This window comes from Streptomyces sp., from assembly GCF_036524955.1.
Classification (GTDB): domain Bacteria; phylum Actinomycetota; class Actinomycetes; order Streptomycetales; family Streptomycetaceae; genus Actinacidiphila.
Genome location: NZ_DATDBG010000325.1, coordinates 1 through 12,802, shown reverse-complemented (window position 1 = coordinate 12,802; position 12,802 = coordinate 1). Strand labels below are relative to the sequence as shown.

Annotated in this window: 10 protein-coding genes; all 10 read left to right on the top strand. The window is 71.5% G+C overall.

From position 1 onward, the window contains the following. The first annotated feature begins 184 nt into the window (after positions 1–184). Positions 185–601: a hypothetical protein gene (locus VIW71_RS25720; RefSeq protein ID WP_331625027.1), complete on the top strand. Its 417-nt coding sequence runs from the start codon at positions 185–187 to the stop codon at positions 599–601. Between the two features lie 83 nt (positions 602–684). Beyond that, entirely contained in the window at positions 685–2,061 is a 1,377-nt protein-coding gene (gene eccD / locus VIW71_RS25715; protein ID WP_331625026.1) for a type VII secretion integral membrane protein EccD, read from the top strand. 47 nt (positions 2,062–2,108) lie between these two features. Then, positions 2,109–3,560, top strand: a complete 1,452-nt coding sequence (eccB, locus tag VIW71_RS25710) for a type VII secretion protein EccB (RefSeq protein WP_331625025.1) — start codon at positions 2,109–2,111, stop codon at positions 3,558–3,560. Between the two features lie 116 nt (positions 3,561–3,676). Next, positions 3,677–4,012 carry a hypothetical protein gene (locus tag VIW71_RS25705; RefSeq protein WP_331625024.1) on the top strand — a complete coding sequence of 112 codons (336 nt, stop codon included), beginning with the start codon at positions 3,677–3,679 and terminating at the stop codon, positions 4,010–4,012. Between the two features lie 75 nt (positions 4,013–4,087). Next, the gene (locus VIW71_RS25700; RefSeq protein WP_331625023.1) at positions 4,088–4,393 is read left to right on the top strand and encodes a WXG100 family type VII secretion target; all 306 of its coding nucleotides are present in this window, start codon (positions 4,088–4,090) and stop codon (positions 4,391–4,393) included. A gap of 139 nt (positions 4,394–4,532) precedes the next feature. After that, complete coding sequence (locus VIW71_RS25695) at positions 4,533–5,009, top strand: hypothetical protein (protein WP_331625022.1); 477 nt, start codon at positions 4,533–4,535, stop codon at positions 5,007–5,009. Then, entirely contained in the window at positions 5,009–7,234 is a 2,226-nt protein-coding gene (locus VIW71_RS25690; RefSeq protein ID WP_331625021.1) for a DUF3659 domain-containing protein, read from the top strand. The genes VIW71_RS25695 and VIW71_RS25690 overlap by 1 nt, the downstream gene beginning before the upstream one ends. Before the next feature lie 68 nt (positions 7,235–7,302). Beyond that, positions 7,303–7,752 (top strand): YbaB/EbfC family nucleoid-associated protein, encoded by a 450-nt coding sequence (locus VIW71_RS25685; protein WP_331625020.1) that lies wholly within the window; start codon positions 7,303–7,305, stop codon positions 7,750–7,752. Beyond that, on the top strand, positions 7,745–8,053 hold the full coding sequence (locus VIW71_RS25680; RefSeq protein ID WP_331625019.1) for a hypothetical protein: 309 nt from the start codon (positions 7,745–7,747) through the stop codon (positions 8,051–8,053). The genes VIW71_RS25685 and VIW71_RS25680 overlap by 8 nt, the downstream gene beginning before the upstream one ends. A 67-nt stretch (positions 8,054–8,120) precedes the next feature. Next, the coding region (locus VIW71_RS25675) for a hypothetical protein (protein ID WP_331625018.1) at positions 8,121–12,802 on the top strand (4,682 nt) is incomplete at its 3' end.

The window sequence follows — 12,802 nt, the reverse complement described above, 5'->3', positions numbered from 1 at the left end:
GGGAGTGAGCAGGAAGACCGACCAGAAACCCGGTAGGGCTGACGCCCGGGTTCCTGGAGTGGGCGGCCGAGGGACGAGGCCGCCCGCGGAGGGAGTGAGCAGGAAGACCGACCAGAAACCCGGTAGGGCTGACGCCCGGGTTCCTGGAGTGGGCGGCCGAGGGACGAGGCCGCCCGCGGAGGGAGTGAGCAGGGAGACCGACCACGACGACGGTGTCCGCCGACTGGTGCGAGGCTGGCTGGACGGGTCGCCCCGGCCGGAGGACGGAGCCTGCCCCGACACGCCGGCCCTCGACGTTCCCCCCACCGACGCGCACACCGTGATCGCCACCGTCCGTGACCTGCTCGGGCCGCAGGCACGGCACGCCACGCCGCACGGGCTGACCGGCCTGACCGATCGCCGGTTCGCCGATCTGCGGCTGCTCGCCGAGGCCATGGTGCTGGACGAGCACCCCTCCGCACCCGGGTGGAGCGCCGCCGAACGGCATGAAGCCGCCTGCTGGACGGCCGTCCTGATCGAGCGGCAGGGCGACGACGGCGTGGAGCGCCTGCTCGACGCCCTGCGCAGGACCCCGCGAACCGGCGGCGTCACCCGGCGGTGAACTGAACCGGTCGCTCGGCCCGTTCTGCCGGCTGGAGGCGCCCTTGGCGCGACAGCGGTTCGGCGGGAAGGACGGGCGGGGCAGTGAGCGGTAGTGCTGTGGCGGGCTTGTGCCGATTGAGGTTCCACGGCCCCCGGAAGAAGTTCGAGCTGTCGGTGCCGTCCGACGTACCCCTCGCCGACCTGATGCCGACGATCATCGGCTACGCCGGCCCCGACCTCGACGAGGAGGCCGTCGAGCACGGCGGCTGGGTACTCCAGCGGCTCGGTGAGGAACCGCTCGACGACGATTCGACCGCAGAGAGTCTCGGGCTCGACGACGGCACGGAGCTCCACCTGCGCCACCGGCGGGACGCGTTGCCGCCGGTGCACTTCGACGACCTGATCGACGGCGTCACCACCGGTATGCAGGAGCGCGGCGACTCCTGGCGTCCCGTCGTCACCCACCACTTCACCCTCGGTCTCGCCCTGCTGGCCCTGGCCGGCGGCCTCGTGCTGCTCACGCTGCCCGGACCGCACCAGCCGCGGATGCTCGCCGCCGTTGCCGTCGGCGCCCTGCTGCTGCTCGGCGCCGGCAGCGCCTCGCGTGCCGTGGCCGACGCCGGCGCCGGCACCGCGCTGGGCGCGGCCGCCGTGCCCTATCTGGCCCTGGCCGGCGCCCTGCTGCCCGCCGGGCACACCGACCTGACCGCCGCCCGCTTGCTGGCCGCCGGCTCCGCCGCGGCCGGCGCGGCGGTGCTCGCGCTGGCCGCCGTGGCGTGTGCGGCGCCGCTCTTCCTCGCCGTCGTGGCGGTCGCCGTCCTCGGCGTGGTGGCCGGCGTGATCGCGCTCGCCGGAGTGCCGGTCGGTCACGCGGCGGCGCTGCTCGCGGTGGTCGTGGTCGCCTTCGGAGCCCTCGTGCCCGGGCTGTCCTTCCGGCTCTCCGGGCTGCGCCTGCCGGCGCTGCCCCGCAACGCCGACGAACTGCAGGACAACATCGAGCCGTTTCCGGCCGAAGACGTGCTGGCCCGAGCGAGCGTGGCCGACGGTTACCTGACGGCCTTCCACGTCGCCATCGGGGCGGTCTGCCTCGGCTGCCTGACCGTTCTGGCCTGGCGGCCGGGCTGGACGGCGCCCGCCATGACGGGCGCACTCTCGGTGCTGCTCCTGCTGCACGCCCGAGCGGTGGGCAGCGTGCCGCAGCGGCTGGCCGTGCTGCTCCCGGGCGTGTCCGGGCTCGCGCTGCTGGTGGCCCGGTTCGCGGCCGCGCAGAGCCCGTCCGGGCTGCTGCTGCTCCTCGCGGGCCTCGCGGCCTGCGCGGCGCTGCTCGCCGTCGCCGCGTGGACCGTCCCCGGCCGGCGCCTCGTGCCGTACTGGGGACGGGCCGCCGACCTCCTGCACAGTCTGGTGGCGCTGAGCCTGCTCCCGCTCGGCCTGGGCGTGACCGGCGTCTTCCACCTGGTCCGCGGCATGAACGGCTGATCGTCGCCCCGACCCCGTCCCACCGCCGCATTCCCAGGAGGAGTCAGATGCAGTCCAGGCGCGACCAGGTCCAGGCGCACCTGTTCGTGATGAGCAGGCTCGCGGCCGGCATGCTGCGGGCCGAACCCGACGTGCCGGACATCCCGACCGGCCGGACCACCCGGGGGATTCGCACCGGTCTGCTGATCGGTGTCGCCATCGCCCTGGTCATGGCTCTCTACGGGGTGATCGTGCCGGGCGGTGCGACCGCCTGGCGCAAGCCCGGCACACTGATCGTGGTCAAGGACACCGGCGCCCGCTACCTGTTCATCGGCGGCGCACTCCATCCCGTACTGAACCAGGCCAGCGCCAGACTGCTGGCGGGCCAGAAGATGGCGCTCGCCCAGGTCACCGAGCGTTCCCTGAAGGGAGCCCCGCGCGGGGGCCCGGTCGGCATCGTCGGCGCGCCGGACCCGCTGCCCGCCGCGGGCTCCCTGACGGACGCGGGCTGGCTGGCCTGCGCGGTCCGGGCGACCGCCCCGTCCGGCACCGCCGCCCCCCGGCTCGCCCTGGCGATCGCACCGGTACGCCGCGGCAACCCGCTGACCGCGGCGCAGGGCGTCCTGATCAGCACGCCGGACGGGGCCCAGTACCTGCTCTGGCGGGGCCGGCGACTCGGACTCGACACCGCGGGCGGTGCTCCGCGGGCCCTCGGCTACACCTCAGCCGCACCCTTCCCGGTCACCGAGGCCTTCCTCAACACCCTGCCGGCCGGACCCGACCTCGCCGCCCCCGCCATCCCGGGCCGGGGGAACGCGGGCCCGGAGCTCGCCGGGCGGCCCACCAGGCTCGGCCAGCTGTTCACCGGCCCGGCCGGCGAGCACTACGTCCTCGGCACCGGGGGCCTGGAGCAGCTCACCACCACCCTCTTCGAACTGCTGCGCGGCGACCCGAGGACGCAGCGTGACGCATACGGCGGAGCCCCGGCCACAGCCGCTCCCATCGGCGCCGACGACCTGGCGGCCCACCCGGCCGCGGCCCCGGCCGCCGGGGGACTGCCGGCCGAACCGCCGGCACTGCTCGCTCCGGCGCAGGGCCAGTCCGTCTGCGCGGAGCTCGAACCCGCGGCCGCCGGACCGCGCACCCTGGTGACCGTGGCCGACGCGGCCACGGTCGGAGGTGCGCCGCCGACAGCGCAGCCCGGCGTACGGCCCGGCTGCGCGGGAGCCGACCTGATCTCGGTACGGCCCGGCGGCGGGGCTCTGGTCCGCGCGCTCTCCGGCGCGGGCGTGGGATCCACCCTCTACCTGGTGGCGGACAACGGTGTGAAGTACCCGCTGCCGGCCGCCGGAACGGCCAAGAGGCTCGGCTACGGCGCGGTGACCCCGGTCGCCGTGCCGGGCAGCCTGCTGACCCTGCTGCCGACCGGACCCAGCCTCGACCCTGACGTCCTGCTCGGCGGGGGAGTGGCGCTGAGCGCGACCTCCCCGCAGCCCTGCACGGCCACCGGGACCGGCTGAACCCGCCGCTCACCGCGATCCGTTCCCCTGGTCGAGGGCGCCCGGCGCCTCCGCCGTCCGCGCGGCCCGGGCCGAGAGCCCGGTGAAGCGGTCCGGAAACCGACGAAGGAGAACATGTGGCAGGCGAGAACAAGACGGTCGTGGACCATGCGGTCGTCCTCAACACCCTGGAGAGCCTTCAGGGATACGTGTCCGGGATGACGAGCACCAAGACCAAGGTCGACGACCTGATGCAGCAGATCGGCTGGGGCTTCAAGTCCGCCTCCGGCCGGGCCTTCGTCCGCAAGGTCGAGGAGTGGATCATCGGCTACGACACCATCATGCAGAAGTACCAGGCGCTCCACGAGGCCACCACCGGCGCCAAGGACAGCCTCACCAGGGCCAACGAGGACGCCGAGCAGATCAGCAACAACTGGGGCGGCCCGGTCTACTCGATCCTGTCCGGGCAGTGACCGGTCTCCGTACACAGCAGCACCGGTGACGGAACGTCACTCGATCCGAACCTCTCAGAAAGGCGGTTGGCGTCAATGAGCGACCTCGACATGGAGCTCGACCACCAGGTGATCACGGAGGCCAACGAGCAGATGAAGCAGTACGCGCACGAGATGTCCAACAACCTGGAATCCCTGCTCCAGGAGCTGCTGCCGGTCGAGCAGGGCTTCCAGGGCGCGGCGGGCGCCGCGTTCCAGGACTTCAAGCTCACCGTGCAGCGCCTGGACGACGCGATGTCGACCGAGTTCGACAAGGGCGCGGACAACCTGTCCGAGATGCACCTGACCATCAGCAACGCGGACAAGCGCAGCGCGAGCATGTTCCCGGGCGGCCGGACCTGACCCGCTCCCCGCACCCTCCCCGAGGACCCGGCCCGCACCGCGAGCCGGGTCCTCCCGCGTCCGCGGGAGCTGAACCCGTCGTCCTCGCCGCTCCGTTCCACCTGGTGACCGGCAGGAGCGCAGCGACGCAGGAGGTGTCATGGCCAAGAAGGCCGACGACAAGAAGGAACCCGGGAAGGAACCCGAGGACGACCACAGCTTCAAGGTCACCGACCACTACCTGGAGGAGTGCGCCAAGAAGGTCGAGGCGTTCCTCAAGGACCTCCAGCAGAACCCCTGGGTACTGAAGCTGCGCGAGGACTGGGCCAAGGGAACCTTCCACGCCGACGACGGCAAGCTGCTGCCGGGCAGCATCGACGAACTGGCCAGCGCCCGCGCGCTCCAGACCCAGTTCCAGGCCTTCTGCAAGCAGCTGATCGACGCCATCGGCGTCTTCGAGCGGGCGATGCACAGCACCTACGTCTCCTTGAAGTCGGTCAAGGTGCTGCTGCACAACGCCGAGGACGAGGCGCTCACCGCTGCCGAGATGTGGGAGGTGCTGACGGAGATCCAGACGGGCTTCCAGAAGACCGCCCCGCAGACGACCGGCACCAGCACAGAGGGGACAGCGGCCTGATGGGAGTCCGGAAGACCTGGGAGGAGGCCCTCAAGTTCTTCGAGGACCCGCAGGCGGAAGGGAAGGGCCCGGTCGGCCGGCTGAACGTGGCCGGCGACAAGTCCCCCCGATGGATCGGAAACGAGGGCAAGAGCTGGCAGGTCAAGGCGTACCTGAGCGGCGGGCTGCCGCAGAACCTCGACGGCGTGTTCGACATCTGGTGGTCCACCGCCCCGTTCAACCCGTACGCCGCCGCTGGTCTGCCGGGCAGTGACACGTACGTGGTGGTGGCGGGTTGCACCATGGACTGGACGATGTTCAACAGCACGGACACCGCCTACAGCAACTTCCGAAACGACCCCGAGAAGAACCTGGTTCCGCTGGTCAACTACCCGTACAAGAACCGGAACACGGACCTGTGGACGTTCGAGCACGCGGTGGACATGCTGCACGGGGTCAACGGCTGGTTCGACACCTGGATCCCGTCGTTCAAGAGCTGGGCGGACGGACTGGACCAGGGCGACAGCGAGTGGAGCGGCAACGCGGCCGGCGAGCTGAAGAAGTTCCTGAACACGGTCGTCCTCGCCCTCACCAACGTCAAGACCGATCTCACCGCGCCCACCGACTACGCCGCGGCGCTGCACGAGACCCGGGACGCCCTCGGGACGGCGACGCTGACCCTGTACAACGGTTTCCACAGCTGGCTCGGCGAACGCTGCGCAGGCGCGGTGAACGCCCTGCACGACGCCTTCATCGAGGCGATGGGCGGCGCCTACGCCGCCTACAACCTGGTACCGACGGTCAACGAGGTCTCGGGACAGATCGGCTACACCTTCGCGTTCGACAAGGTCACCGCCGGCGGTCTCGACGTCGGCACCCAGGCGTTCTGGGACAAGGTCGAGACGGACGCCAAGAACAAGTGGCTGCAGACCGTCGCCACGGTGCTCGACCCGGCGGCGCACCATTCGGTCGGGCCGCTCGACGACAGGTACACCGACCTCGCCGGAGCGCTGCGGCGCGGGATCATCCCGCCGGACCTCGGCATGCCCAAGCCGTCGACCGGCACCACCGGCCTGACCGACAAGGACAAGCAGTCGCAGGACCTCAAGGACGAGCTCGACAAGCAGCTCAAGGACATCACCGGCAAGACCGGCGGCGCTCCCGACATCACCGGCGGCCTCGGCGGTCTCGGGGGCACGACCGGCGGTGGCAAGACCGGCCCGGTCAAGAACAGCATCAGCGGGCCGCTGCCCGGTACCAGCGGCAACTCGGTCCTCGGCGGGCGGAGCGGAAACCCGGGGCTCGGCAGCCACAGCGGCAACCCGATCCTCGGCGGGCGGAGCGGCAGCGGCTCCGGCACCGGCGAACTGCTCGACAAGGACGGCGGGCCGGTCCTCGACAAGGACCACCAGCCGATCATGGTGCCGCCCGGTTCCACCATCGGCCCGGACGGACGGGTCTACGGTCCCACGGGCAAGCCGGTCCTGGGCAGGGACGGCAAGCAGATCGTGGCGCCCCCCGGTTCCACGGTCAAGGAGCAGCCGAACACGCAGAACCACGGCGTACCGGGCGCCGAGGCGGACAAGCTCCACCTGCCCGAGGGTTCCAGGATCAACCAGGACGGCACCGTGGTGGACAACCACGGGAAGCCGGTCCTCGACAGCAACGGCAACCCGTACTCGCTGCCGAAGGGATCGACCGTCAACTCCGACGGCGTCGTGGTCGACGACAAGGGCCGCCCGATCAGCCGTACCAGCCAGTTGATCTCGAACCAGGAGCACGCCCTCTTCGACTCGCGCTCGCACAACCGGCCGAACACCTCGTCCTCCTCCGGTTACTCGCCGGGCCTGGACACCGGCCTGCACCACAGCGTCACCCATCAGCCGGGCACGACCAGCGGCCATCCCGGTTCCAGCACGGTCCACGGCCACACTCCGCTGCTGAACCCCACCAGCGGGATGAGTGAGCAGGCGATCAAGGGCGGCGGCGACCCCTCCGGCAACCAGGCCGTGGTGCGGCAGGTCCGTGCGGAGGGCGAGAAGCAGGCGATCGCCGCCGCGGAGGCGGCCCAGCAGCAGGCCGGTACCGCCATGCAGCCACCGATGATGCCGCCCATGGGTGGCGCCGGAATGCCTCCCGGCGGCGGGGCGGGCGGCAAGGACCGCCAGCGGACCACCTGGCTCGCCGAGGACGAGGAGGTCTGGGGCACCGAAACCGGGTCGGTGAGCGGGGTCATCGGCCGCTGAGCGGCCGTCAGCACGAGTCGTCCGGTCACCAGCCGACCGGTCGATCAGCCAACCAGCAAGGAGGTGAGATGGATCTCGACGTCGAGAGCCGGATCCAGGCCGCGATGGCGGCCATGCGGGAGCAGCGGAAGCGGATGACCGAGGCCAGGGTGGAGCTGGAAAAGGCGACAGCCTCGGTGACCTCCAAGGACCGCATGGTCACGGTCACCGTCGGTCCGCAGGGCCAGGTGGTGTCGATGGCCTTCCACACCACGGCCTACCAGGACATGGCGCCGGCCGAACTCGCCGCCGCTCTGACCGGCCTGCTCAACGAGGCGCGGGCCCGGATGGGCGAGCAGGTCACCGCCCTGCTCATGTCCTTCACCGATGTCGGCCGCATGATCCGCGCGGCCGCCGGGGCCGAGGACATGCCGACCGACCTCGACGAGCTCATGAAGCCGCTGCGCGCCATGCGGCCCGGCTTCGGGACGGACGAGGCGAAGAAGAGGTCCGGGAAGCAGGAGGAGTTCGGTGGCTAGGAAACTCAAGGCGCCCGCCGACCTGAAGAAGTACTTCGCCGAGTACGAGACCTTCCAGGCCAAGCTCAAGGAACTGCACACGCTGACCACCGAGATCAACAGGTACAACAAGACCTCGGCGGGCCACGACGACATCGGCAAGCAGTACCACGACCAGGTCGACAAGCCGACCGAGAACCTGACCGACACCGTGCAGTACGTCGCGAACGTGCTCGGCATGGTCAAGGACGGCGGTGACGCCACGGTCGAGCAGTTGGACGACGCCGACCAGGACGCCGAGAAGACGGCTCAGAGCTGGTAACAGCCGCGGGCCACCGGGCCCGATCCCCCTGCTCCTCCGCACCTTCAGAGCAAAGGCAGCGCCCGCCATGTCGATCAATCCTCCGCAGCAGATCGCCGACTTCTTCGGCTTCCTCACCGGAATGCCCTGGCCCGAGGCCGACGAGGACCTGATGCGAACGGTGGCGAACGACTACTACGCGGTCGCGGAGGACCTGACGATCCTGGAGGGCTACATCGGGCAGCTCGTTCCGATCGTGCTCGAACACTTCGAGGGGGACGCGGCCGAGTCGTACGCGGCCGCGATGCGCGACCTCATCGGTGAGGTGTCCGGACCCAACACGATGCACCAGACGAGCCAGTTGTCGCACGACCTCGGAGACGCGGCGCGCAACGTCGCCAACCAGGTCGAGTACACCAAGCTGATGGCGATCATCCAGGTCGTCGAGCTGCTCGTCCAGGTCCTCGCGGCGATGTTCTTCTCGCCGTTCACTTTCGGCGGCTCCTTCTTCAACGTCGCCCTGGAATTCGCCTTCACCCGGGAGGCGCTGAAGAACCTCTTCATCTGGCTGCTCCGGACGATCGCCAGCCAGACCTTCATGGGCATCGCCGGCGGCCTTTTCCAGGACATGATCATCCAGGTCTACCAGCTGTCCTCGCACCACACCGACAAGTGGAACACCGACTCCACCATCGAGTCCCTCAAGCAGGGGGCGCTGGGCGGTCTGCTCGCCGGTCCGCTGGAGCTGTTCGGCCAGGGCGCCGGCAAGCTCCTGGGCAAGATCTTCGGCAAGGGCGCCGGCTCGATCCTGAGCAAGAAGATCGAGTCCTCGCTGAAGGCCGGCATGAACGGACTGGAGAACAGCGCCGAACACTTCGCGGAGAACGTCGGCAAGACCGTCGGACACGCCGCCCTGGACGGGTTCAACGGCTTCGTCGGCACCGAGATCAAGAGCCTCGGGAAGAAGACCGTCGGCGAACTGGCAGGGGCGGCGGCCGAATCCGGCGCCCGGGGCGCGGCGAAGAGCGCGGCGGAGGGGGCCGAGCAGGCCGCTGAACGGGACATCGCCAAGCTGGCCGGCAAGCTCGGTGACGAGGCGTCGCAGCAGGCGTTCGCCAAGGACGTCGGCAACCTGCTCGGCGCCGCCGTTCCCCAGATCGAGGCGGGCTTCGTCCGCTTCGGCAGCGGCACCATCGCCGAGGCGTTCGCCGAAAGGATGGGCACCGTCTTCGAAAAGCACCTCGCCGACGCGGCGGACCCCGTGCTGAGAGGCGAGGCCAACAAGATCGGACGCGACTTCGGCGAGGCCTTCGCCAGGAACTGGGGCAGGCTCGGGGCCGACCACAGCGGGCTGAACGACGCACTGAGCCGGGCACTCGGCGGCCTGGCCGAGCACAGGGGTCTCAGCGCGCTCGCCCACGGTCTGCCCGAGCTGTTCACACCCGGCCAGATCACCGGAAACGCCGTGAGCAAACTCTTCCAGCGGATGTTCGAGGAACACCCGCTGCACGGCAACACGCTGTACCAGCTCGGCCACTCCGTCGGCGAGATGCTCAAGGACGGTATGGAGAACAACTTCAACGAGGGTACGTACAACCTCATCTTCATGGAGGACCACCAGTTCACCACCAGCTGGAACACCTTCGTCTCCGGTGCGGCGATGGGCCTGATCGGCAAGACGCTGCACAAGCTCTTCGAGCCGGCCATGACGCGCTACCAGGAGTGGCTGCGAGACCGGCAGTTCCGCGACAACCCGGACGACAGCGCGTACTTCGGCCTGCTGCACCCGCTCAACTTCGTCTCCTTCATCGCCAACATGAGCGGCCACTCAGCGCCGTTCCCGGTTCCCCGGCCGACCTCGTACGACGTCGACGCCTCGGCCGGCGAGTCCGCGAAGGACCTCCTCAGGTGGTTCTTCGGCAACCCGTTCTCGGGCTTCGACTTCCGCGCCGACGCCCCGGTCGTCAACTGGTTCACCTCCTCCGACACGCCGGTTCCGGGCGACCGGCCCACGCAGGACGCGGTGGCGGAGACGCTCGGCGGCATCAGGACCTCCGGCGGCGCGGACCCCGGCGTCACGGGCGTCACCGGCGACGGCACCGCGCCGGGCCACGACGAGGACACCTCCGACGGCGCCCCGGCCACCGCAGACGCCGCCGCGACGCCGCCGTCCCGCCCCCGCACCGAGACCGCCGGGGGCCCGGACGGCGCCCGGGCCCCCGTCGAGCCGCACACGCCCGCGGCCGGCACGGGCGGGGACACCGCGGACGCCTTCGACGCCGGCCTGCCGAGGCTCACCGAGAGCAGGCCGTTCCGCGACGAGTTCGCCCACCGCGACGACTTCGACCTCGTGGAACCCTCGACCCGGCCCGCGCACGCGCCCGTGAGCGGCCCGCGGACCGAGGCCGTCGGACCGTACACCCCCGCGGACCCGGCGACCGGTCACGTCGGGCACCAGGACACCGCCACCGTGTCCGACGCCTTCGACGCCGTACCGGCCGGACATCAGGAGAGCCCGCCCACCGAGCCGACCACGCGGCTCACGGCGCAGGCACCGGACCGGACGACGCTCACCCCCGGACGGACGCGCGGGCACGACGCGGACGCCCATGAACCGACGCCGGCCGTCGACCGCGTGCACGGCCTCGGCCTGCTCGACGATCAGCCGGACGCCGCGGGCTCGTACCCGCGCCCCGCGCCCCTGGCGGAACCGGTGGACCGCGTCACCGCGAGGGACGGGACGTCCGTCCGGGACGACGAGGTCCGCACGCGGCCGATCGCCGACCCTGTCACCGGTGAGAACATCGGCCGGGGCGTGCTGGACGACACGGAGTGGTCGGCCGTCGGTCCGTCGTTGAGCGGTCTGCCGAGGACTCTGCACTACGAGACGGGACTCGAGTGGAACGAGAACACCCTGGTCCGTGACGTGCCGTGGGACGCGGAGCACACCTACTTCTACGTCGGCCACGGCAACGACGAGGGCTTCCACCTGGAGACGGAGCACGGTGAGAAGCGGGCGAGCGGTGAGCAGCTCGGCGGGTTCCTGCGGCGCAGGCCGAGCGTCATCCGGCTCAAGCAGGCCGCCGACGAGGGCAAGCCGGCGTCGATCACGCTGATCGCGTGCGAATCGGCGGCGCACGCCCAGGCCGTGGCGGACGCGACCGGTCTGCCCGTGCACGCCCCGACCGCGGGAATCGACTTCGGTGAGGACGGTCTGTTCGCCGCGGCGACGGAGAGTGGCGCGGCCGGTGAGATCCGCACGTTCCGCCCCGGCGGTCCGGGTCCGGTGGCCGACGGGAAGCCGAACGAGCCGACGATGCGTCCGGTCGTGGTGCCCTTCGGCCCCGCGTCGACGACGCTCGACCTCCGGTGGGCGGAGCACCTGGCGGACGTGGCCCGCAACATCGCGCCGGAACTGGTGCGCCGTCACCGGGCCGGTCTGCCCGCGCCGGTCATCAGGGTGACCGGACGAGGCGGGGGACCCGCCGGTGCCGAGGACGGCAAGGCCCGCGCCGACGCCGTGGCGAACGTGCTGACGGCCGCGCTCCGTGGGTACCTGGTGCCCCGTGGGGTCGACTTCGACACCCTGTCACTGGTCCGGACCGCGTCCGAGCGTGCGAGTGAACCGCCGGCCGGCGACCGTCCGGACCGGCAAGCGGACCAGGGTCCGTGGACCGCGACGGTCTCGCTGGAGTACCCGCGGCCCGGCGCCCGACCGTCGCGAGTGCCGGTCACCGGGATCCCGGCGGGCGGCTGGATCGGAGAGCACCAGCTCCCCGCGCCGTCCGCGCGGAGGTTCCGGGAGGCGCTGGAGCACCTGCCGCCCCGGGACGACGCGTACGTCCTGGCCATGCACGTCGGCGAGAACGGCGCGCCGATCACGGCCGAGCAGCTCGCCGACACCCTGATCGACGCGTACGACTGCGGAAAGCTCGACGGGAAGGCCACTGTCGACTTCGTCGCCTGCGGCCTGGGTGCCCTGGTGCACGACCATGTGCCGGAAGCGATGGCCGCGCTCTGGGCGCATCATGCCCTCCATGGCCGCCCCGGGGTTCCGGCGGTGATCCAGGGGAGGGCGCCGGTCGGACCGGTGTGGGCGGTGCCGAAGGTCGTCGACGGCTCGGTGCGGCCCGACGGCGAGCGTGCACTGGTCGTCGCGGACTACGTCGGAGTCCGGCCGGACGGCACACCGGTGGTCGTGTCCGGGCCGGACGCCTTCTGGCGCACGTTCCGGGACAGCGGCGACGGCGCGCACACCCCCGAGACCAGCGTCGGCGGCGGCCGCCTGGCCTCCGACGGCAGCACGGACCACGAACTCCCCACGGGCTACGAGCGCCACGACGCGGCGAAGGTCAACGAGCCCTCCGCCGGGCTGACCCCGATCGAGGGCGCCGTCACGTTCGGTGCGGAGGGCAACGGTGGGCCGTCGCAGCAGAACCGGGTGCCTTCGGGCACGGGGACCGGCCCGGCCTCGCGCAACCGGCCTCCCGGCGGCACCGACCACCCGCCACGCGGCCCGCGCGGCTCCGGCTCGGACCCCGCTACGGCGCCGGACCGGCGCGACCGCCGTGCGAGCCCGGCCGAGCCGCGCGAGCAGCCGTCCGAGCGGTCGGTCCGCCGTGACCGGCTCGGCGTGCCGTCAACCGATCGCAGCCGCTCGGCGTCGCCCGCCCCGGAACGCCGGGACGCCGGGGCGGGACGGGCCTTCGCCGCGCAGCCGGGACGAAGCGAACGGTCCCGTGAGCGGTCGCCGTTCAGCCGGTCGCAGCA